Here is a 23,710-nt window from a genome sequence, read left to right on the forward strand (position 1 = left end):
TGGAAATTATTTAACATGTTCGTAAATCATTTTTGAAACCTGGTTAAGCATTTTGGTACCGGTATCCATATCTTCCATATTTTTTGAAAGTAGAACCAATACATATTTTCTTCCGTCGGGTAATTCTATAAGGGCTGAATCGTGGTGCACTCCGGTAATCCAACCGGTTTTATTGGCAATTTTTAAATTTTCAGGAAGCAAATGGGGAATAAGATCCGTGTGTTTTTGTTGGCGCAAAATATTCAGCATTTTTTCGTCGGCTTCAGGATTTACTGCATTTCCGGTAGCGAGATCTTCAAAAATTAGCATTAAATCGTATGCGGTGGTAGAATTGCTTAACCCGGCTTCGTAGGCTTTCATATCCTCTACACCACGAAGCACATTAATATTTTTTGCATCCAGATTTCGCATTGTTTTGTTTACATTCTTAGCATCAACCAACTCAATTATAATATTAGTAGCCAAATTGCTGCTATAAATAATCATATCGGTTACCAGGTCTTCAATACTTCTTTTCTGGTCAATTTGTTCATAGAGATGTTCCCCACTGTCGCGACCAAGCTCGAGAGAATAAGAGCTGCCATCTAAGATACTTTTAAATTGATTTTTGACAATCAGGGAATCCTGGAGAGCGAATTTTCCCGCTGAAGCTTGTTTAAAAACCTCTATCATCACCGGGGTTTTCATCGTGCTGGCGGCGTGAAAATCTTCGTGATGATTTATAAAAATACTGTTTTTTTCTTCGGAAAGATCTTTAAAAGCAATAGCAAAATCACCTTGCGTGATTTTAAAAATAGAATCAATAGTATGCTGAAGTTCTTCAGTAGAAGTTTGTGCATTGCTTATAAAACAAGCAAAAATGAAAAGAATGGCGGGGAAAAATTTCATTAGTTTCGAAATTACTTTCCGAATTTAATGAAATTTCCCTAAACACACTTAAATACTGCCCAAAGCGATTTCTACCATTCGGCTAAAACTCTGTTCCCGGTCTTTTGCGGGTAAATGTTCCCCCGTAACCAGCGAGTCAGAAATCGTCAATACCGAAAGGGCCTTTACTTTATGTTTGGCAGCAACGCTGTAGAGTCCGGCGGTTTCCATTTCTACACACAAAACGCCATAATCTGCCCATTTTTTATAATTCTGGTCGCTTTCTTCGTAAAAAACATCAGAAGAAAGTACATTCCCGGCTCTGAATTTTATATTATGGTTTTCAGCAAAATTTACGGCTTTCATAAATAATTCAAAATCTACGGTAGGAGCATAGTCGGCGTGCTGAAATTTCGCCTTATTAAAACCTGAATTTGAAGAAGCAGCCATAGCTAAAACCACTTCATTTACCTTTAAATCTTCCTGATAAGAACCGGCAGAACCTACACGAATAAGCTTTTTAGCGCCATATTCAGTAATTAATTCAGTGCAATAAATCAGTGCGGAAGGAATCCCCATTCCGGTAGCCTGTACCGAAACTTTTTTACCCTGATAAGTGCCGGTATAACCCAGCATTCCTCGTACTTCGTTATAACAAACTGCATTTTCCAGGAAGTTTTCTGCAATCCATTTTGCTCTTAAAGGATCTCCCGGTAATAAAACGTTTTCTGCTATTTCTCCTTTCTTTGCCTGTATATGTACGCTCATTCTATTTTTTATCTGACGTTAAAAGCTTAATTCCCGAAGAAGTTCCCAACCTGGAAACACCTAATTCAATATATTTAATAGCGGTTTCTCTATCTTTAATTCCGCCAGAAGCTTTTATTTGCATTTTATCCCCTGCGATTTCTTGCATCAATTTCACATCTTCAAAAGTAGCCCCACCGCTTCCAAAACCAGTAGAAGTTTTTACAAAATCGGCATTTGCCTTTAAAGCAGCGTGACAGACAACTTTCTTTTCGGCATCGGTTAAAAAGCAGGTTTCAATAATCACCTTAAGTACTTTAGAACCTATGGCTTTTTTAATTTCGGTGATTTCGTTTTCTATATATTCAATTTTTTCGGCCTTAAGCATTCCAATATTTATTACCATATCAATTTCATCGGCACCAAGTTCAATAGCATCTTTAGCTTCAAAAACTTTGGCTTTGGTGGTCATTGCTCCTAAAGGAAAACCTATTACTGCCGCTATTTTTACAGCAGAGCCTTCTAAAGCCGATTTGGCTAATTGGATATAAGAAGGAGAAACGCAAATTGCATAAAACTGGTGCTCTACTGCCTCTTTACATAACTTTTTTATATCTGCCGGTGTGGCCGTTGGCTTCAATAAAGTATGATCTATATATTGGTTGAGTTGCATAAAATGGATTTAATCTTTACAAAGCTAAAACTTTCTAACAGATCTAATTTATGATAATTCTCAGGTTTTTGATATTGTGCTGGTTTTAGGGATTTAACATTCAATAATTTATTTTTAATATTAATAAAAAAAATATTAATGAAAATCTATTATATTTTGTAGTTTTCTGGAATTATCAGGTATTATTCATCAATCTTTTCTTAATGTTTAAAAATTACTTTCTTCTTTTTTTTATCTTAATTTCTTCAGCGACATTTTCTCAGAATTACTCCGAAGAAAAGATATACTCCTTGTATGATAAGCAAGTTGGAATTGAAAATTCTGTTTTATTCCGGGGTATTGAGTATGTGGAACTTCACCGTGTAATTAATGAATTCCATAAATTTTTTGAAGTCAATGAATTTGTGGATGCTTCAATTATTTATAACGATCAAAAATTTCCCAATGTACCTATTAAGTATAATGTTTATGATGATTTAATCCTGGTAAATCTTCAGTACAATCAAAACAAATCAATTTTTAAGCTAATTAACAATAGAGTGCAGGAATTCTATATTAACGGTCATCAATTTATTTATTTAGAAACTTCAAATGATATAGATCTCAACGGATTTTTTGAAGTAATTGATAGGGAAGGAGCATTTAAAATCTACAAAAGGCATAAAAAAGATATGCAGGAACGTCGTGATAAACAGATGGTTTATCATGAATTTAAAAATGATAAGCCAGATTATTATTTCGAGTTTCAAAATGATGTTTTTGAATTGAGGAATAAAAGAAACCTTTTTGACGTTTTTCCGAAGCTAAAATCTGAAATAAGAAATTTTTATAGAGCAAACAGAAAGGAATTTAGAAATAACCCTGAAGATTTTATGAAAACACTTGCCACAGAGATGAATTCATTGCTTTCAAATTTCCAAAACGAAATTTAAGAATGAGAAAAATTTTACTCCTGTTTATTTTTATTTCTATTCATTTTACTCAAGCCCAAACGGATAATAAGGAAATATCTCTTAAGGTTGAAAATAAAACGAAACCCGAAATATTAGAAGCATTAGAAAGTAGCTCAGGTTACCCAATATATTTTGATGAAAGATGGTTTGACCTATCTAAACTTACCGGGGTGTATAAAGGCTCTCCGATTACCATACTCAGGCAAATATTAGAAGAAACCAATGTTAACTTCTATATGAAAGGGGATCGTATAATTTTAACCCAGGGTAGTGTTATTTACGATAAGCTTCCCGATGGTTTCCTGGAAACAAAACCAGAGCAAGATGTACTTGCTAATAAAAGTTCTACAGAGATTTCAGACCCCGTTTTCTATAACAATAATACTGTTAAAAGTGATGTTATAGAAACTGTTATTATTGGAAAAGAGGATCGCACTGAAGGAAAAAACACTTACCAACTTTCAGGGAGGGCTATGTCTAAGAAAGGTGAACCAATTTCAGGACTTAATATTTTAATACCTGAAAAAAATATTGGTACTGTTACAGATATAAATGGGTACTATGAGCTAAACGTACCTAAAGGAGTAAATCTTCTTGAAACTCAGGCTTTAGGAGTAGGAAAAGTAAAAAAACGTCTTATTGTTTATAATAATGGCTACCTGGATCTAGAACTAACACAAAGTTTTGAAGAACTCAGCGAGGTTTTAGTAGAAGCGAATGCCAGGGATAATATTAGAACCGCTTTAACCGGTGTAGAAAAAATTAATGTTGCAGAGATAAAAACCATTCCCCTTGTATTAGGTGAACGGGATATTTTAAAAGTAGCAACTACGTTACCTGGAATTAGCACTGCTGGGGAAGGTGCAAGTGGCTTTAATGTTAGAGGAGGAAAAACCGATCAAAATTTAATCTTGCTTGATGGTGGTGTTATTTACAACCCATCTCATTTCTTTGGCATATTTTCCGGCTTAAATCCTTTCACTACCGGAAGTGTAAGTATTTACAAAGGAAGTATTCCTGCCGAATTTGGTGGAAGATTATCTTCAGTTTTTGATCTAACTACCAAAAAAGGCAATAATGAAGAATTTACCGGTGAAGCTTCAATTGGGCCAGTAACGGGTAATTTAACTCTCGAAATTCCAATTATAGAAGGTAAATCAAGTTTAATAATTGGTGGTAGAGGTACATATTCAGACTGGATTTTAAATCTTACTGATGAAGAATCCCTTCAAAACAGTCAGGCTTCATTTTATGATGCCGTAGCTAAATACAATCATAATTTTGATAATAATGATGAATTAAACATTACCGGTTATTATAGCGATGATGTTTTCAGCATTACATCAGATTCTTTATTTAATTATAATAATAGCCTGGTGTCGCTTTCATATAAAAAGGTTTTTAGTGAAAAACACCAGGGCGAATTGGTTCTTGCCAATAGTAATTATAACTTCAATATAGATTATGCCAGTGATTTTAGCGATAATTTTGAGTCTGGGTACTCCATAAACGAGTCGGAATTAAAATTAAAAATGAAATATTTCCATAATATTAAACATACTTTTAATTATGGGATAAACAGTAAACTATATATGGTATCGCCCGGAGAAATTAACCCCGGTAACGCCGAATCATTAATAGAAGAACTAAATATTCCAAAAGAGCGAGGTTTGGAAACTGCTGTTTATTTTGAAGATAGTTTTGAAATAAATGAAAAACTTTTGCTTAACGCCGGATTAAGGTATTCGTTTTATACTGCTTTTGGTCCCAGAACTGTAAATACCTATGAAGATAATTTACCAAGAAATGAAGAAACAAATATTGGTAACGAGACTTACGGTAGTGGTGAAGCCATAGAGACTTATGCAGGCCCTGAAGCAAGATTTTCAGCAAGGTATTTTTTAGCACCTACTTTCTCAACGAAGATAAGTTATAACAATACCTATCAGTACATTCATACATTGTCTAATAACACTACAGCAGCCCCCACCGATACTTATAAATTATCAGATTCTTATATCAAACCCCAAAGAGCAAGTCAATATGCTTTAGGTTTTTATAAGAATTTCACCGATAATATTTATGAGGTAAGCCTGGAGGGTTATTATAAAACTTCTAATAATCTTTTAGACTATAAAGTTGGAGCCGATTTATTTTTAAATGAAAATATTGAAACTGAAGTTCTTCAGGGGGAAGGAAAAGCTTATGGAGCCGAATTACTTTTAAAGAAAAGGACCGGGAAATTAAACGGCTATTTGGGCTATACTTATTCCCGGTCTTTTATAAAACTAGCAGGTGACTTTCAGGAAGAAACAGTAAATAATGGTGAATTTTTCCCTACAAATTTCGATAAACCACACGATTTTAGCGCAGTGTTGAATTATAAACTTACTCAACGTTTTAGCTTTTCAGCAAACTTTGTATACCAAACAGGTCGACCGGTTACTTATCCTATTGGAAAATTCAATTTTAATAATTCTGAATATGTTATGTATAGTGACAGGAACCAATTTAGAATCCCAGATTATTATCGTCTGGACCTGAGTTTTAACGTAGAAGGAAATCACAAAATTGAAAAATTAGCACATAGTTTCTGGAATATTTCTGTTTACAATGTATTGGGTAGAAACAATCCCTATTCAGTATTTTTTGTAACCGATAGTGGTGAGGTAAAAGCTTACCAAAGCTCTATTTTTTCAATTCCAATTCCTACAATTACATATAATTTTAGATTCTAATTAATGAAGCTTATTACTATCAATAAGAAATTACTTTTATTATTTTTATTATCTATTGCAGTATTATCTTGTGTGGAAGAAATCCCCATTGAGCCTGAAACTTTTGAAGAAGCTATTGTGATTGAAGGTAGTATTACCAATGAAGAAAAACAGCATCAAATTAAATTATCTAAAGCATTCAAAATAGATACCACCGGGCCAAATCCTTTATCTGGTGCTAGTGTAACGGTAACAGGCGACAGGGAGTACATTTTTGAAGAAAGTGAACCGGGAATTTATACATCAACAAAAATTTTTTCAGCACAACCTGGAGTTGAATACCAATTAAGTATTCAGACAAATGGTGAAGAATATAAGTCTGAGCCAATGCAATTATTAAATAACAGGGAAATCGCATCTATAAACGCTAATAGAATAACGTATGAAGGTGACGATGGTGTGGCAATTACCTTAAACCAGGAAAGCACACAAAGTGACGCAAATTATTACAGATATGAATATTCTGAAACTTTCAAATTTAATTCCCGTTTTTTTAAAACCAGTGATCTTGTAATTAGAGATGGTATACCGGTGGAAGTTCCTAAAACCAAAGAAGAATATACCTGTTACCGTACTGAAGAATCTCAAGATATTATCCTGGCCAATACCAACTCTTTATCAGAAGATAATGTAAATAACCTTTTACTTACCTTTATCAAGGCCGACGATCCAAAATTGGCACGTAGGTATAGTGTTCTGGTTAAACAATACGTAATTAGTCGGGGTGCGTATAATTATTATGCAACTTTAGAAGAGCTTTCAGGCTCCGATAATGTTTTCTCCCAAAGTCAACCCGGTTATTTTTCTGGAAATCTAGAAAACATTAATAATCCGGATGAAAAGATTATAGGTTTTTTTGATGTTTCTTCGGTTTCGACAAAAAGAACATTTTTTAGCTATGAAGATTTCTTTGACTCCGAGCATAGCAATCCTTATTTAGCCTCTTACTGTCCTATAGAAAGTCCAGATTTACCACATTTAATAGAACTGGTTGAAAATAGAAATGTTAGATGGTTTAGTACGGTGCCAGTTCCTTTTGGAACTCCAGTATTTGAAATTGTACCGGCAAGTTGTGTAGACTGTACGGTATTTGGAAGTAACGAAGTTCCAGATTTTTGGGAAGAATAAATCAATACTAATTAAATGATTAAAAATAAGTTTATACTAATTCTATTTTGCCTTGGTTTTTTATCTTCCACCTATGCTCAGGTAGAGGAGGGTTTAATACAAACCCAAATGCCCAAAGAAAAGGTGTTTATTCACACTAATAATACTCTATTGCTCACAGGGGAAAAATTACTTTATAAATTTTATTCTCTGGAAAGCGAAACGAACAAACTAAGCGATTTTAGTAAAGTTGGTTGGGTACAATTGATCAATAATAAGAAAGAAGTTGTTTTTCAGCATAAGGTCAAATTAAAGAAGGGGCAGGGGTTTGCAGATTTTTTTATACCTGCAAATTTAAATTCGGGAGCTTATAAATTAGTAGCATATACCAATTGGATGTTAAATGCGCAAGCCAATTATTTTCAACAAGAAATATATATTTTGAATCCGTACCAGGAAAGTAATGAAGACCTGGAAATAGAAGAAAAGAATCAATTTACAAGGCACAAAACCAATTTTGATAATCAGGAAATAAGTTTAATTCTAAATAAAAATACCTTTCAACAAAGAGAAGAAGTTGTTTTAGAGATAGAAAATCCTAACCAATTATCAGGAAATTTCTCTATTTCAGTAAGAAGAATTGACAGTATTAATAAACCTCCCCGAGTTACAAGCCTTGACTTCAATAAACTCTTTGAAAATATTAAGTGGAGTTTTAATGATACCTTATTTTATCCTGAAATAAGAGGCACTTTTTTTCAGGGCAAAATAGAAGCAGATCCTAACCCAACTTCTTTAGAAAAAAATATTTCAATTTCATCACCGGGAGAAAAAAACCAACTTCAAATTGTTTCAACTGATGCTGGGGGAAAATTTTCATTCATTTTAAATGAAGTACCAAATGAAGACGAGTTTATCATGCAAGTTTTGAACGATGAAGTCACCTATAAAATTAACCTACAAGAACAACCGAAATTAGATTATAGTAAATTATCTTTTTCCACTCCAGGTCTAGCTACTTCCAATAAGGAATATATTCTTGAAAAAAGTATTAATATTCAAATTGAAAATGCTTATAACGCCACTAAATCCGATAGATTTGTCAATTTAGATAATAATTATTATTTCTTTGATGAAGAATTGATTACTTATAATCTAGATGATTATAACAGGTTTCCAGACCTATCTCAAACATTTACTGAAGTTATTAAATTCGGCAGAATAAGACGAAATGATGAAGGTGAAAACATCTTTTTAGTTAGAAATAAAAACCCGCTTGTAGAATTTGACAGTGCAGCACTACTTCTTATAGACGGAGTAATTCTAAATGATCACGAGAAATTAATTTCTTACGATCCACAGCAAATTAAAAGTATAGGAATATTAAGAAATAAGTTGTTTTTAGGGCCATCTGCATTTGAAGGCGCCATTATCGTTAATACAAAAAGTGGCGATTTTCCTAACGAATTTCAAGATGAAAGTATGATTTCAACAAAACTTAAAATACCTCGAAAATCTAAAGAATATTATTCACCTAATTATCCAAATGAAAGCTTAAGACGAATACCCGATTATAGATATCAACTCTTGTGGAATCCTGAAGTCAAGTTTAACGATGAACCGCTACGACTTTTCACTTCAGATTTAAATGGAGAATTTGAGATAAACCTGGAAGGTTTTACAGAAGATGGAAAACCCATTTCAATAACTAAAACTTTTTACGTAGAGTAGTAATTTCAGTTTAATTTACTTCATCAGGATAATCTTCATACCAGTCATCAAAGGTCTTTTTAGTTTTATAACTATCGGTAAGAACTTTATAAACGGTGTAAATAAGTAGAATTTGGCCTATACAGGTTAAATAGAAAATCACCGGAAAATTGATATTAAAATAAACCATGCTAGTTATTACTACTAATAGAAGCGAGGTGATTATTAAATATGTAATTCCATTATTTTTCATAACCTTTAAATTACAGAATATTGCTTATAACATCTCTTAAAGAGGCATTAAAGTATTGTTATGGATTTTTAAAATGTTTGATAATAAGTAATTTATAAATCTATTGGGAGATTTATAAAACAGGTAGTATTTACAGCGCGATTGATTTTAAATTCAATTCTATAGCTTCAGCTTTATTTTCTATAATTTTATAGAAGGTATTTAAACTGAGGTTTTCAAAAACATGTGAGGTACCGCTGCCGGCCCATTTAATTGTGATTTTTTTTATTTCTGAAGCCTTTCCTAATCCTATTTGAGCCCTTAAAGTAGAGGCTCCAAAACTACCACCAGAACTAATGGTATGAAATATAGAACGTGTTTTTCCGTCTTCCGTAACCAAAACTTCAATTTTACTTCCTATGGCGGCCCTGTTTGCTTCAATTCCTTCTAGTTTTAAGCTTATCCAATTATTTTCAACATCATATGGATTCAGATATAGAGAATTAAAAAATTTATCACCTTCATAAGCACCGCCCATAACTACGTGAATATCCTGGTCTCCATCATTATCAATATCAGAAAAAGAGACGGCGTGGCCTTTTTGTATATGGCCAAAGCCACCTGCTGTGGTCACATCCTGAAAATTTTCCCCTAAATTATTTCTAAAAACCCTGTTTGGAATAATTGACTCGTAACTTACTTCTCCTGTACTCAAATAAATATCTGGATAACCATCATTATCCAAATCGCCGTAATTGGCACCCATTGCGTAGCCTATTTTATCTAATCCAACCGCTGCAGAAACATCGGTAAATGTTCCTTTGTTGTTTTGATAAAGGCGCATCGTTTCAGCATTATTTCGTTCGCCTAAATACTCTTTAGTAATGTCTGGGACAATGGTGTAAAAATCGCTTTTTCGATATCCGGCTACAAAAATATCCATCCAACCGTCATTATTATAATCAAATGACCAGGTGGGAAAACTGGAAATTTGCTCACCCAATCCTACTTCAGCTCCTGCTTCTTTAAAACTTATATTTCCTTTGTCATCACTTCCATTATTTAGATATAATAAATTTTTGCTTGAAGCCTGGAGCGTAGAAATATAAATATCCATCCAGCCATCGTTATTATAATCTCCACTGGTTACACCTTTTATATAAAATGGTTGATCTTTTGTACTCACCGAAAGTCCTACACAGGAAGTAATGTTAGAAAAAGTCCCGTCTCCATTATTTTTGAAAAATTCAGAAGGATGAATATTTTTTTTTTCAGATTCATTTCCTATAAATAAATCTACCCAACCATCGTTATTAAAATCGGCCCAGGTGGCAGTTTGGGTAGGGTGGAAGGAAAGTAAACCAGATTCAATAGTAACATCGGTAAAAGTGCCATCTCCATTATTTTTAAGTAGAGAATTTGGATGTTTCCCTAAAATTCCCATCCAGGCACCCCGCATTACAAAAACATCAAGAAAACCGTCGTTATTATAATCTGCCTGTACCATATTCAGACCACCTGTAACTAATTCTAAACCGGCAGTTTCTGTTTTTTCTGTAAATGTTCCATCTCCATTATTTATAAAATACCTAAGATTATCTGAAGGCGACCAACTGGAAACCAATACATCTAAAAGATAATCGTTATTAAAATCATCTACAATTCCGCCACCTGATAACTCATTGACATTTAAACCTAATTTGGGGGCAATATCTTCAAATTTCTGCAGTGGATAATCTGATTCAAAAGTACTTTCAGGAATTAACCATTTTTCGGAAACACCTTCAGGATATTCTCCTAAAGTCATATAAGCAATATTCAATAACCATCTACTATTATAATCGTGTGAATTTTGCCTTAAGAATTCTTCATAAAGTTTAATGGCATTCCTGGAGCCATTAGGAACCTGGTGAAAGCCTTTTGGATTAATTGGAATAATGCAGGATGCTGAAGCATCGTGGTGATGTATGCAGTTTTGCTGTTCACCCAGGCGCATATAAGCTAGAGCGAGTAAAGGGCCTATACTTTCTTCTTCATGAGCATCCAGTTTGTATAATAGCAGCCCGCCGCTACTTGCATCTCTTAAATTTTCCAGAATAATAATAGCTTCTTCGGTTTTACCGGCGTATAACAGGGCACGTGCTCTTTTAAGATTATATCTTTCTTTTTGGTTTTTTGGTGCCACTTGTGCTATACTATCAAAATATGCAGCTCTTACTGAAGACGCATAGATATTTTCGGGTACAAAAAATTGATTTTCGGCTGTTTCCTCTAGAAGTTCAGGCATTGTCTTTTTATTGTCACAGGAAACAAAGACTAAAACTGAAAATAGGGTAGTAAATAGATACTTCATGATTTTATAAGGTAATATTACCTTTATTTCTATCTAAATGAATTGGATTTGCTGACTGATACAGATAGGTGAAATTGAATTATTTAATTTATTAAACCTAAGGAAATAAAATATTTTTATGAAGTGCCTTCGAATCTTTTTTTAAGAATAGAAGGAAAATATTTTGGGTATCGTCCCAGAAAATCTGCACATGATGCCTTAGGCCAATGTCGTATAAATTGTTTACGATATAGCTGGGTCATTGATTTGGACATAAAAGGATTTTATGACAACATTGATAATGAACTGCTACTGAAAGCTGTTCAGCACCATACACAGGAGAAGCATATTTTGCTTTACGTGAAAAGGTGGCTGGAGGCACCAGTGCAATTATCTGATGGAACGCTGCATAATCCAAATGGTAAAGGCACACCACAGGGCGGAGTAATCAGTCCTGTATTAGCTAATATCTTTATGGATATTGTATTCGACAAGTGGATCCAAAAGCGTTATCCTGATATCCAGTTTGAACGTTACGCTGATGACATTGTGGTTCATTATTACCACTTGCCTCAAGCTAATCGACTTCTTGAAGAAATCGAAAGACGATTCAAAGAGTGTAAACTGGAAGTGAATCAGGAGAAGACAAGAATAGTTTACTGTCGCAGAAATCAGAAGAAAAGACCAAGGTTTAAAGTCAAGTTCCAGAAGTTCGATTTTCTGTGCCACACCTTTAAACCCAGAGTAGTCAAAATAAGGGGCATAATGAAATTAGGTTTTACCCCTGCCATCAGTCAGAAAAGCATCAACAGAATAAATGAAGAGCTCTTCAGGATAAACATTCATAGAATGGTACAGTTCCCGTTGAGTAAAATTGCATCTCTGTTGCAGCCTAAAATCAGAGGATGGATAAACTACTACGGTAAATTTCGACTGGGAGGCCTCAAGAAACTATTCAGAACATTGCACATTCGCTTAACGAAATGGGTACGCAATAAGTACCGTAGGTTTAAGCGGAAGCAGTGGGTCCTCGCGCTAAGACATCTACAGAAAATATGCAGGCTCGAACCTTACCTGTTCGAACATTGGCAATACTCAGGGCTCAAACCTTAAAGTCTTGGCTGAGAGGAGCCGTATGAATTGAGAAGTTCACGTACGGTGAGAGGTTTAGGGGTGAAATTCCCCTTTACCTACTCGACACTCATTTTTCGTACGTCTTATTCCTTAATAACCATATTTAAAATTATGAATTAATATTCAACTTTGGATTCTTGTTTGAAATCAAAATATATTGCCAAATCGGTCTCTCTACTATTTTATTTTACAGAATAAATAGAATTTTTAGTGTCTAAAAACCTAAATATTTAAGCAATATAGTAGTTTTCTCCTTGTATATTTGAATAAAGAAATTTCACGAATTGGAATCTTTTAAAAATATAAATGAAAACCGGGCCCTTCAATATCTTATTGGAATTGGTTCTATACTTTTTATTTCATTTATCTGCTATCTATTTATAGATGTTATTGGTTACCACGTGGTAGCACTGGTTTTACTCCTAGTAGTTTCAATATTAGCTATGTTTTTTAAGATACTTCCGGTGGTAATTGCTGCTGTGTTAAGTGCCTTAATCTGGAACTTTTTATTTATTCAACCGCAATTAACTTTTAAAATCAGTACTCCGGAAGATGCTCTTTTATTTTTGATGTATTTCGTTATTGCCGTTATGAATGCTGTTTTTACCACTAAAATTAGAAAGGCTGAAGCTGTTTCCAGGAAAAGAAAGGAAAGGGAAAAGACTATACAATTATATAACACGCTGTTTAATTCACTTTCTCACGAATTAAAAACGCCTATTGCAGCTATTATCGGTTCGGTAGATACATTAAAAGAAAGTACAGAGAAACTTTCAACTGAGAATAAAAATGAACTCTATAATGAAATAGAGATTGCAGGAAATAGGCTGAATAGGCAGGTTAAAAATCTTTTAAATATGAGTCGCTTAGAAAGTGATTCCATCCATTTACAGCTTAATTGGTATGATGTTAACGAGATTGTCTACAATGTTATTGATAATAATAAAATAGATTGTAATCAACATCAAATTATTTATCAGCCTCAAGATAATTTACCTGTTTTCTTGTTTGATGCTACATTAGTAGAGCAAATTTTACATAATATTGTTCATAATGCTATTCAGTATACACCAAAAGGTTCAAAAATTGAAATTAGGGTGTCACACACAAGTGAGAACTGCGTTTTTGAAATTTTAGATAATGGAAAAGGTTTTCCGGACGATAATATAGAACGGGTTTTTGAAAAGTTTTATCGATTACCAAATTCATCAACAGGCGGCACCGGGCTTGGTCTTTCTATTGCCCAGGGATTTGCCGAAGCTCATAATGGAAAGATCAAAGTTCAGAACAGAAGCAATGGTGGTGCCCAATTTACGGTAACAATTCCGGCGAAAATGACTGACCCTAAAAATTACCAAAATGAATAATGCAGAAATACTTGTTATTGATGATGAGCCACAGATTAGAAAACTGCTTAAAATCACGCTGGAAAGCAACGATTACAAAGTAGTATTGGCTGAAACAGGCACAGAAGGTGTTCATTTGGTGGCCAACCATACGCCAAATCTTGTAATTCTGGATTTGGGTTTACCGGATAAAAGCGGGCATTTGATATTAAAAGATTTAAGAGAGTGGTATGATAAATCAATAATAATTCTTTCTGTACAGGATAGCGAAGCCGATATTATTAAAGCTTTGGATAATGGTGCTACAGATTATCTCACCAAACCTTTTAGAACGGGAGAATTATTGGCCAGGATAAGAGCTTCATTAAGAATAAACCAGAACACCGATTTACAACCCATTATCTCAACCGGGGAATTAGAGATCGATTTAAGTTCGAGAACGGTAAGCAGAAATAATATTCCCGTAAAATTAACTGCTACCGAATACAATTTAGTAGCCTTGCTGGCAAAAAATCAGGGTAGAGTTTTAACCCATCAATTCTTATTAAAAGAGATTTGGGGTTTCGGCTCGCAAAATGAAACTCAATACCTACGGGTTTTTATCGCTCAGCTTAGAAAGAAGTTGGAAGAAAACCCGAATAGCCCGGTTCATATAATTACAGAAAGTGGAGTGGGTTACCGTTTCGTGTAATCTTTATAAAATCTTTATAGTCCCGGTTTAAATTTTATATTCTGCTTATAGCCTTACACCTAACTTTGCATTATAATTTAATCAAAGTACAGTGGCTAAACCTCCAAAAAGATCGCCTAACGAAAAAAATCAGTCTTACTCCCATTTAAAATGGCCGGCAATTATAATAGCCATTTTAATAGTAGTTATTGTGGCAGTTCTCGATTACTGTAGTCGCCAGGGTAATTTATAATTAGGGAGAAATGTTGTCATTTTTCAAGAATATTTTATCTGGAATATACCGTGAGCGAAGATTAAGTAAAATTGCTGCAATTCTAAGTGTCTGCGGTATATTTCTTCTTATTTTCGATTTAGGTTTTACTCATATTGAGAGCGAAAGAAATTTTTTAAAAAACCTCTATTATGGTATCATAAGCCTCGGTTTTTTAATTGTACTCGTTCGAAGTTTTTTACCGCGACAAGAAACCCCAAAAAAGGTCAGGTTATTTGATTGGCTACTTAGCATTTCCTTTGGAACGCTGCTTCTTTTAAGAATAGATTTCATTATTGTAAATCTTGGATTTTTAAAATTCTTTAATCAAATGGGATGGGTCTACCTTGGGCTTTTTCTCTTTTTTATACGCGAAATATCTTCTTTTAAAGTAAACTTTAAAAAAGATTATTTAAACCCCGCACAATTATTTGTCGCGAGTTTTCTCCTCATTATTTTCTTAGGAACTTTCTTCCTTCTTCTTCCTAAAGCCACCCATTCTGGGATTGGCCTTATTGATGCACTTTTTACCGCTACCAGTGCAGTGTGTGTTACAGGTTTAATCGTGGTAGATACGGGCAGTTATTTTACCACATTTGGACAAAGTGTTATTATGGTTTTAATTCAATTGGGAGGGCTGGGGATCATGACCTTTGCCAGTTATTTTAGTTATTTCTTTAGAGGTAATACTTCTTACGCTAACCAGCTTATGCTAAAGGATATAAGTAATTCTGAAAAAATAGGAGAGGTATTTATGGTGCTGAAGAAAATATTGCTTTTAACCTTTTCAATAGAAGCTGCAGGAGCCCTTTTTATTTATTTCAATATAGATAGCGCAATAATTAGTTCTCTCTCAGATCGTATATTTTTCTCTGTTTTTCATAGTATTTCGGGATTTTGCAATGCCGGATTTTCTACTCTGGAAAATAGCCTCTACGAGCCAGGTTTTCGGTTTAATTATCCTTTACATCTAATTATTGCTGCCCTATTTATTCTGGGAGGTATAGGCTTTCCTATTTTATTGAATCTTTATAAATATGTGAGATATTATACCCTAAGGAAACTACAAAAAATAAAAGATCCACATAAAGCGATTTACATGCCCTGGGTTTTAAATCTAAATTCCCGAATAGTATTAATCACCACCCTTATTTTACTGTTAACCGGGACAGGCTTATTTTATATTTTTGAATATAATAACACCCTAAGTGAGCATAGCGAATTTGGTAAAATTGTTACTGCATTTTTTGGCGCCGCAACTCCAAGAACTGCCGGTTTCAATTCGATTGATACCTCTGCTTTACATTTCTCTACCTTAATGCTCGTATTTCTTTTAATGTGGATAGGTGCTTCTCCTGCTTCAACCGGTGGTGGAATTAAAACCAGTACGTTCGCGCTTGCAACACTTAATTTTTTGAGCCTGGCAAAAGGAAAAGACAGGATTGAAGTTTATAAAAGAGAGGTTTCTAATATCTCTATTAGAAGAGCCTTCGGCATAATTAGTTTATCTCTTATCGTTATTGGATTAGCAATTTTTCTAATGGCATTTCTTGAGCAGGATAAGAATATCATCGCCATTACTTTTGAAGCTTTTTCGGCATATAGTACAGTGGGGCTAAGTATGGGAATTACGGCCGGTTTAAGTTCCAGCTCAAAATTAATAATTATCGCTACCATGTTTGTTGGCCGGGTAAGTATGTTAACTCTACTAATAGCCATTCTAAGAAATATTAAACATCTTAATTATCGCTATCCTTCAGAAGAAATTTTAATCAACTAAAACATTCAAAATGAAATATATTATCATAGGATTAGGCAACTTTGGAGCTTCCCTGGCAGAGAAATTAACCTCTATGGGCAACGAAGTTATTGGAGTGGATAACAATTTGGATAAAGTTGAAGCTATTAAAGAAAAAATCACCCACGCTATAAGCCTTGATGCTACAGATTTTAACGCGGTGAGCAATTTACCTCTTGAAGATACTGATATTGTAATTATTGGAATTGGAGAAGATAAAGGCGCAAATATTATGGCTACGGCTTTAATGAAACAGTTGCATGTGAAGCGGTTAATTAGCAGGGCGGTTTCCCCTTTACAGCAAATGGTTTTAGAAGCTATGGGTGTAGAGGAAATAATTCATCCGGAAGAAGAAACGGCAGAGCGCTGGTCAAAAAAGCTAAACCTGGAAGGTGTGGTAGATTCCTTTGAGGTCACCGGCGAATACAGTATAGTTGAAAGTGAAATTCCAAAAGAATTTGACGGAAAAACCCTAGATGAAATTGGTTTAAAGAAGAAGTATAATATTATAGTGCTCACCACAATTAAATATACTGAAGGTAAAAATGAAATTGGTTCTGCAAAAACGTTGTCCAATGTTCAGGGGGTTGCCACCGCAAAAACAGAATTACATTATGGCGATATTATGGTGTTATACGGAAACAATCAGGATATTAAAAAGCTCTTAAAAGAAATTAGAAAATCATAATTTATTATAGAACGAGAATAGAGAACAAACTAATTAGGCTTAAGATTGAATAAACTTAAGCCTAATTAGTATTACGTTTAAAATAGCGTTTATAATCTCTCCTGTAACCGTTTAATATCGTCAGATATTTTTGAATCAATTGCCCTTGCATAAATCTGGGTAGTTGATAATTTGGTATGCCCCAAAAGTTTAGATACTGTTTCTATGGGAACGCCATTAGCTAAGGTTACCGTTGTTGCGAAAGTATGCCTGGCCGCGTGGAAACTAAGTTCCTTATCGATCTTTACCGCTTTGGTGATCTCCCGTAAATATTGATTGGTTTTCTGGTTGGAATAGACCGGAAGTAAAATATCACTCGAATGTACTTTTGGATGGTCCTGGTACTTTTCAAGAATTCGTTCGGCTTCGTCAAGCAAAGGGATTCTCAGCATCGTATTGGTTTTGATCCTTCTGGTGTAGATCCACTTATTCCCATCAACACCTATCTGAATATGCTTTTTCTTTAGCATTTTGACATCGCCATAGGCAACCCTGTATAACAACAGAACACAAAAATATCTCGGTTGATATTGTGAGTAGATTTTTTGAAATCCTTTTCCTTGATCTTCTGTAATTCGGCTTTGGATAGGTAGACCATATCCACCTGGTCAAAGCGGAGTTTAAATCTTTTGGTAGGGTTCTTTTCAATCCATTCTAAATCCTCAGCCAGGCGCATCAGTTTTTTAAAACGTTCCATATGTTTCATTACCCCGTTATTTTGAAGGCTGGGCAAGCCCCTTAAAAAACTTTCAAATCCCAGGGTAAATTGATAGTCAACCTGTTTTAAATAAATATCTGAGGTATGATACTGGGCTTTTAAAAAATCTTTGAGGTAGTTTTCTGTAGTAGTATAGTTTTTCATAGTCCCATACTTTAAAACCTTACCCATTTTCTCCTTGTGATATTTGATCAAATAGATAAGGGTATAATGTTGCTGGTCACTTCCCAGAAATCTACCTTTGACCGTCTGCGTGGTTACCAGCATCCCGTCTTTTAAAAGACTGTCATGCGTTTTATAGAGTTGTGCCTTGGTTTCATCTATTTTTTTATTGATTAGCCGGCTTTCAGCACTGCTACCAGTAAGTTTATTGGCAGATTGGTTCCACTTATCCACCGGAATAGTTCGTTTTAAACTAATTTCTAATGATTTGCCGTTAACGGTCATTCGGGCATAGAGGAGGGCTAATTCAGGTTGCTTTTTTCTTTTTTCGAATAATAAAAGAAATGGAAAAGGTTTGACTGGTGCGCATAGCTTTGTTGTTTAAATGAAACAATTATTAAGGCGAAAGTCAAACTAACAATACGTAATTATAGAGTATCGATAAGCTAAAAATACAAAAAAATAACTCACGTACACTCACAAATTCACCGTGAACTCACGATAAACTCACATAAAATTTAACACTATTTGTTAAATTTTGAGCAAAAAATAAAGGGTAACTATATGAAAACCATACAATTACCCTTTTTTTATGTTAAAATATAACTTGTAAAAGTCGGGGTGGCAGGAAGCTTTTGAGGCTTCATCAGCCGAGTAATACCACGACTCTGTACTTTAAATTTTGGATATATTCACCGAATCATTCACTAAACTAGAAAGAACTAAAAGACTAATAATATTTAATCGTCTTTGGTATCGTAATAATACAAATTCTATCAATTTTAAAAAATCTTTTCTACTTATTTTCTGAAACTTCTATGTTCTAGATTTCTTTTTTAATATTAATCTTTTAAATCTAATCCAATTATACCTAAAAGATATATTTTAAACTTGTCCGAGATAAGTGAACTTGATTTTTTTATTAAAGACTGAAAAGTTTGATGGTCATAATTCAAAAAATAGGTATTACCGTTATTTACAGATGCTTTATTGATATTACTAAACTTTCCAACTTCAATTTGAATTGAATACTCATTTTCAATTTCAACTATTAAATCCTGTAATAGTTCGGGAAATTGCTTTTTATTCATTTTCATTTCACTTAAAATAGAGGGATTTATAGCGGAAATATCTTGGCAAGGAATTGCAACTTCTTTGCAAATAATTTGAATAACTGTATTTAAGTTCACACTTTGCTGTGAAACATCGTGGAAGCTAACGTTAAAATTTATGTTTTTGAAAATAAAGTGACCTTTACTTTGTAGGTATTGTATAATTATTTTTTGAAAATCGGAGATTACATTAGAATTAATGCTAAATATAATATCAATATTCTGAGATTTTAATTTCATAAATACCTCACTCAAACTTCGCCTTTGGTTTTCATATTCAACTATTATATGTTCTTTACAGAGAGAGATTAATTCTTTCTTCGAATAAAAATCTTGGTATGACTTATCATATAGAGGCTTTAATTGGTCATAATTTTGCAAATAAAACTGCAGATAATTGACTACAATTTGATATGTCTGTTGATTGCTAGATTCCAAACAATCTCTAAATAATTTCCTTAGCGCTAATGAGATTTCTCTTTGAACGGCTTGTGATTTATCCGTGGAAATAATTTTCGTTCTAGATATATCAAAATCTATACTCTTAGGTGCAAAATTTATTTCTCCAACAATATGTGAGGGAAAACGGAAAGGTAGTATGGCGCTGTTATGAGGACTGATAAAAAAACCGCAGTAGGAAGCGTATAATCCTTTAGTGGAATTATTTAAACCTAACTTCAATAAGTACCTATTATTTTCGACTGTGTAAAAAAATGAAGAGTCTTCCATATTCCATCTCTCTTCGATTTTCACTACTGAATCTCCGTGCTTGATTTCTAGATTATTAACATGTCTGCAGTACCTTCTTATTGTATCATAAGCAGTATTAATATCAAATCCCTTTTTTAAGTAAACCCTAATTGATGTACCAGTTTTACTTTCTAATTCATTTTGAGAATTACTAAAATATTTAAAACCTTTGAATACATCTTCAATTTCAAATTTGATCGAACCATCTTCCTCTGTTTTAGTATTAATAACTACTTTTTCTGCTGCGATAAAAGTACTAATAAATCCAATCCCAAATTTTGATATAAGATTGGATCTTTGGGTGTTGTCATTATGATCTTGGCTAATGCTTTTTCCTATTACAGCGAAATGGTTTTTGATAACATTTTTAGTCATTCCATCTCCCTCATCATATACTTCGATGAAATTAGATTCAGGATCTATCGTAATTATTATCCTAGGGGATGCATGAGAATTAGTTTCAATAACTCTATTACAAGCATCTACTGAGTTTTGTACAAGCTCTCTTGTAAATGCATATTTATCAGGGTATATTGACTCTCCAATCAATAGACCAACAATCCGATCGACATCAGCTGTGTAACTATCTGGTAAATTTTCATCTTCATTGTTTGTATTCTCTGCTAATGCGTAAAGTCTCTCATTCTGTGGTAATAAACCAGATTCCTCTCCATTAGGTACTGAATCAGTATCCTTATCAAACCTATAGCCAGAACCTTTTATAAATTTTCTTGCCGAAATTTTATAAGTTTTTTCGTGTGGATCTAAGTCTAATAGGTTATATCCTGGTTGATATAAACTTGATGTTTCACTAGGGTTAGAAAATGCGGATCTGCCATTTATCGATAAATATCCGCCATGCCCAGAGATTAGTCTTTCAGCTTCATATTTATGATTATGACCGAAAATAGCAATATCAAAATTCTTAGTTTTTAAAATGTTTTTAATCTCTGATTGTTCATCTCCGTTTAAGGCAGGTAACGGATGATGAAATATAGCTAAGTTTAGATCCGTTTCTTCCTTTATAAAAAAATTTCGAGCTTTAAATAATTGACTATGCCCCATATAGTGTTGATCTCTTTTGAGATCTGGTGAACATCGCCAAGAATCATTTAATAATGCGAACCCAACTTTAAATTCTTTATTATCCCAAATGAATAAAGAATGCATATTGGAGAATGTATAATTTTCAGTTGAGCGGTGTAATTCCTTTTCAAAGGTTTTAAATTGCTCAATTCTTTTATTTTCATCTTTAATTTCATTTTTTAAATCATCCACGTATTGGTTTGCTAATTTACAGTTTAACTTTTCTGACAGATAAAATTCATTATCCACTTTAATAAATTCTTGGTTTATATCGTGGTTGCCAGGAATGATCAAAAAATGATTAGGAGGAATATCTAATGCGTCACTTATTGGTTTAATAAAATTATCTTGAAAAAACTTATAAGGTTCTGGACCAAGAGAATTACCTCCTTTGTCGACTAAGTCTCCTGTTATAAGTATCAAGTCTATTCTTTTTTCCTGACTAAAATTACTTAAATCTTCAATTAAAGATTCTACATAGTAATTTTTAAGATCTTCTTTATTTTTACTATTAAGATGTATATCTGAAAGGTGTACAATTCTCATTAAGTGAACTTTATTTTTATAGATGAAAATCGGTATTAAAAAACTTCTATTTATTTAAGAAGTTTCTCCAAATAAGCAACCTTATCCTTCTCCGCCTGAACAAGGCGTTCGTAAAGTTCAACTATTTTTTCAACTGGGTCTATTGTACAGAAGTAATTGTTATTATTTGCGCTGTTATCTTTGAAGGTGTTATTGATAATATTGAATACCGCTTCTTCACTAAAATGACGAATTGCTTCAGGAGAAACTTTTAATACCTCTGAAACTTTATTAAGTGTTTCATCTTCCACTTTTTCGCTTTTTTCAAGGCTGGAAACACTTTGTTGGCTAATGCCTAATTCTTCGGCTAGAGTTTCTTGCTTCATTCCGCGTAGTTCGCGAATGCGGGCAATCTTGCGCCCTATATGGTTGGGTTTGGTAGTTGTTATCATAATCTCAAAGATAAGGATTCCTTTTAAAGTTTTAAGACTTTACGCAAGCGGTAATTTACAGGTTACCGGCTGTATTTTACAAAAGCGCTTGGTTCGGTACGGGGACTAAATTTCAGAATTTGAAGCCAGAATCAATAAAATTAACGGCTTAATAATAAAAATTTCTACCCCTGTCCAAATATATAGAAAATGCGTTAAAACCAATTACGGGAAACCGTATTAAGAGCAATAAACACTTTAAATCATAATAGTTATGAAAATCAAAAACATACCGCAGCAAGTATTGGAGCGCCTCATAGAGGTAATAAGATCTTTTGTTAAGGTGCATTCCATTTACTGGATTGGCGCAACTAAAAATGAGCGTTCATCCGGGTACCTGTTCAATTCTGAAGCCAATGGAAGTTTGAGACAACACTATGAATTGACTCTGCTTATCATCAGTTACGAAGAAATTGGCGATCCCAAAACTTTTATGGGCGAGGTGTTCAATAAAATGAAGGAACAGGTGAAATTGTATAGCATCCATTATTCCTTTAATGATATAAAACGGCGCTTAGAAGAAGGTGATAATTTTTTAAGTCGGGTACTTTTGCCCGGGAATTGTTTATTTCAGGAAAGTCCTTTATCCCTAACAGGCTATTGTTACCACCCCAGGAAATTTAAAGAAATTAAAAAGATATCGGAATTTAGATTGAACCGGGCATCCTACTTTGAAGATAAAACAGATACCGTAGATATGGTGAATGATGAAAGTGCAAGGATGGTATTGGTTAGCCATACCATATTGCAAACCTGTGCTGCACTCATCTGGGTATATTGGGAATGGAAACCCCACTATTTTGAGCTGGACCTGCTTTTAAACCTCTGTAAAAATTTCAGTATTAGCCCCCTGATAGTTTTACCGAAAAAATCTTTCAGCTCAAAAAAGGTTTATAGCCAGCTCTGCCATGCACAGTATAATATCAACTTTAAAACGGTAGATGACGTAACCATGGAAGACAGTGATTATGCCAGCAATTTAGCGGAACGTTTTTTAAGAAGCGTTCGTAAAGAGGGCGTTAAAAAACTTAAGGAGCTTGAACTTCTGCATAATCAAAAATACTCGGAAAGAATTACAGCAAAATAGTATTGTAATTCACAGAAGAAAAATCCAATATTAGCTGACTGCAAATAGTTTAAATTTTGATTATGAGAACTGAACGAGAAAAGAGTTTAAAAGCCCTGGAAACTATGGCGAAATCAAAATTGAATACACTTCGCCCAAGTAACTCCAAAAAAAATAAAATGAAACCTGCCTTTCTAAAATTTGATGGTTATTTAGAGTTATTTACCACTATAGAAAGTTTATTGAATGTATGTATTTTAACCTCAGAAGGTGATTCTTACAGACCCTCTAAAATAAAATGCCCGGAAGAAAGTATACGTAAATCGCTTGAATTAGTAGTACAACTTTTACCATTCGAAGAAGGTGAGTTTTTGGATGAAGCATATCGGATGTTCAAGCGAGATCCTGAATAATAACAATGCCATATTATACTTTAATTGAGAATTGGTACTAAAC

Annotated in this window: 20 protein-coding genes; 11 read left to right on the forward strand and 9 right to left on the reverse strand. The window is 33.7% G+C overall.

The genetic code is table 11. The annotated features are described in order from the left end of the window. Positions 1 to 6: 6 nt before the first annotated feature. The 3 genes from BM084_RS13650 to deoC are packed head-to-tail and all read right to left on the reverse strand — an operon-like array spanning position 7 to position 2,287. Positions 7 to 888 carry a serine hydrolase gene (locus BM084_RS13650; RefSeq protein WP_075326934.1) on the reverse strand — a complete coding sequence of 294 codons (882 nt, stop codon included), beginning with the start codon at positions 886 to 888 and terminating at the stop codon, positions 7 to 9. Between the two features lie 48 nt (positions 889 to 936). Continuing rightward, on the reverse strand, positions 937 to 1,635 hold the full coding sequence (deoD, locus tag BM084_RS13655; protein WP_075326933.1) for a purine-nucleoside phosphorylase: 699 nt from the start codon (positions 1,633 to 1,635) through the stop codon (positions 937 to 939). 1 nt (position 1,636) lies between these two features. Then, positions 1,637 to 2,287 carry a deoxyribose-phosphate aldolase gene (deoC, locus tag BM084_RS13660; RefSeq protein WP_075326932.1) on the reverse strand — a complete coding sequence of 217 codons (651 nt, stop codon included), beginning with the start codon at positions 2,285 to 2,287 and terminating at the stop codon, positions 1,637 to 1,639. 203 nt (positions 2,288 to 2,490) lie between these two features. Between deoC and BM084_RS13665 the strand changes: the two genes are divergently transcribed. The 4 genes from BM084_RS13665 (at position 2,491) to BM084_RS13680 (ending at position 8,855) form a co-directional block, all read left to right on the forward strand. Continuing rightward, a complete protein-coding gene (locus tag BM084_RS13665) occupies positions 2,491 to 3,219 on the forward strand; it encodes a hypothetical protein (RefSeq protein WP_075326931.1) in 729 nt (242 codons plus the stop codon). 2 nt (positions 3,220 to 3,221) lie between these two features. After that, positions 3,222 to 5,978, forward strand: a complete 2,757-nt coding sequence (locus tag BM084_RS13670) for a TonB-dependent receptor (RefSeq protein WP_093305498.1) — start codon at positions 3,222 to 3,224, stop codon at positions 5,976 to 5,978. Between the two features lie 3 nt (positions 5,979 to 5,981). Beyond that, positions 5,982 to 7,145 (forward strand): DUF4249 domain-containing protein, encoded by a 1,164-nt coding sequence (locus tag BM084_RS13675; protein WP_093305500.1) that lies wholly within the window; start codon positions 5,982 to 5,984, stop codon positions 7,143 to 7,145. Positions 7,146 to 7,253: 108 nt separating this feature from the next. Continuing rightward, positions 7,254 to 8,855 carry a hypothetical protein gene (locus tag BM084_RS13680; protein WP_143083663.1) on the forward strand — a complete coding sequence of 534 codons (1,602 nt, stop codon included), beginning with the start codon at positions 7,254 to 7,256 and terminating at the stop codon, positions 8,853 to 8,855. A gap of 10 nt (positions 8,856 to 8,865) precedes the next feature. Here BM084_RS13680 and BM084_RS13685 read toward each other — a convergent pair whose 3' ends face one another. Continuing rightward, positions 8,866 to 9,087, reverse strand: coding sequence for a hypothetical protein (locus BM084_RS13685; protein ID WP_075326926.1), 222 nt, complete (start codon positions 9,085 to 9,087; stop codon positions 8,866 to 8,868). A gap of 130 nt (positions 9,088 to 9,217) precedes the next feature. Then, positions 9,218 to 11,419, reverse strand: coding sequence for a CRTAC1 family protein (locus tag BM084_RS13690; protein ID WP_083634180.1), 2,202 nt, complete (start codon positions 11,417 to 11,419; stop codon positions 9,218 to 9,220). Between the two features lie 123 nt (positions 11,420 to 11,542). Between BM084_RS13690 and BM084_RS13695 the strand changes: the two genes are divergently transcribed. From BM084_RS13695 to BM084_RS13715, 5 genes are all read left to right on the forward strand, one after another. Beyond that, positions 11,543 to 12,511, forward strand: a complete 969-nt coding sequence (locus BM084_RS13695) for a reverse transcriptase domain-containing protein (RefSeq protein WP_093305502.1) — start codon at positions 11,543 to 11,545, stop codon at positions 12,509 to 12,511. Between the two features lie 305 nt (positions 12,512 to 12,816). Then, entirely contained in the window at positions 12,817 to 13,899 is a 1,083-nt protein-coding gene (locus BM084_RS13700; protein WP_232228836.1) for a sensor histidine kinase, read from the forward strand. Then, positions 13,892 to 14,569 carry a response regulator gene (locus tag BM084_RS13705; protein ID WP_075326923.1) on the forward strand — a complete coding sequence of 226 codons (678 nt, stop codon included), beginning with the start codon at positions 13,892 to 13,894 and terminating at the stop codon, positions 14,567 to 14,569. The genes BM084_RS13700 and BM084_RS13705 overlap by 8 nt, the downstream gene beginning before the upstream one ends. A 242-nt stretch (positions 14,570 to 14,811) precedes the next feature. Continuing rightward, positions 14,812 to 16,599 carry a TrkH family potassium uptake protein gene (locus BM084_RS13710; RefSeq protein WP_075326922.1) on the forward strand — a complete coding sequence of 596 codons (1,788 nt, stop codon included), beginning with the start codon at positions 14,812 to 14,814 and terminating at the stop codon, positions 16,597 to 16,599. A gap of 10 nt (positions 16,600 to 16,609) precedes the next feature. Next, entirely contained in the window at positions 16,610 to 17,305 is a 696-nt protein-coding gene (locus BM084_RS13715; RefSeq protein WP_075326921.1) for a potassium channel family protein, read from the forward strand. Positions 17,306 to 17,394: 89 nt separating this feature from the next. Here BM084_RS13715 and BM084_RS19440 read toward each other — a convergent pair whose 3' ends face one another. The 4 genes from BM084_RS19440 to BM084_RS13730 form a co-directional block, all read right to left on the reverse strand. Further along, a complete protein-coding gene (locus tag BM084_RS19440) occupies positions 17,395 to 17,814 on the reverse strand; it encodes a site-specific integrase (protein ID WP_245764379.1) in 420 nt (139 codons plus the stop codon). Next, entirely contained in the window at positions 17,808 to 18,509 is a 702-nt protein-coding gene (locus BM084_RS19445; protein WP_245764380.1) for a phage integrase SAM-like domain and Arm DNA-binding domain-containing protein, read from the reverse strand. Before BM084_RS19445 ends, BM084_RS19440 begins: the two co-directional genes overlap by 7 nt. Before the next feature lie 557 nt (positions 18,510 to 19,066). Next, positions 19,067 to 21,718: a metallophosphoesterase gene (locus BM084_RS13725; protein WP_093305504.1), complete on the reverse strand. Its 2,652-nt coding sequence runs from the start codon at positions 21,716 to 21,718 to the stop codon at positions 19,067 to 19,069. A 50-nt stretch (positions 21,719 to 21,768) separates the two neighbouring features. Then, positions 21,769 to 22,149: a helix-turn-helix domain-containing protein gene (locus BM084_RS13730; RefSeq protein WP_093305506.1), complete on the reverse strand. Its 381-nt coding sequence runs from the start codon at positions 22,147 to 22,149 to the stop codon at positions 21,769 to 21,771. A 253-nt stretch (positions 22,150 to 22,402) separates the two neighbouring features. Here BM084_RS13730 and BM084_RS13735 point away from each other — a divergent pair, with 253 nt between their 5' ends. After that, positions 22,403 to 23,275 carry a hypothetical protein gene (locus BM084_RS13735; protein WP_093305508.1) on the forward strand — a complete coding sequence of 291 codons (873 nt, stop codon included), beginning with the start codon at positions 22,403 to 22,405 and terminating at the stop codon, positions 23,273 to 23,275. 62 nt (positions 23,276 to 23,337) lie between these two features. Beyond that, the gene (locus tag BM084_RS13740; protein ID WP_093305510.1) at positions 23,338 to 23,667 is read left to right on the forward strand and encodes a hypothetical protein; all 330 of its coding nucleotides are present in this window, start codon (positions 23,338 to 23,340) and stop codon (positions 23,665 to 23,667) included. Positions 23,668 to 23,710: the final 43 nt, after the last annotated feature.

It is taken from the genome of Salegentibacter agarivorans (assembly GCF_900113135.1).
Lineage (GTDB): Bacteria > Bacteroidota > Bacteroidia > Flavobacteriales > Flavobacteriaceae > Salegentibacter > Salegentibacter agarivorans.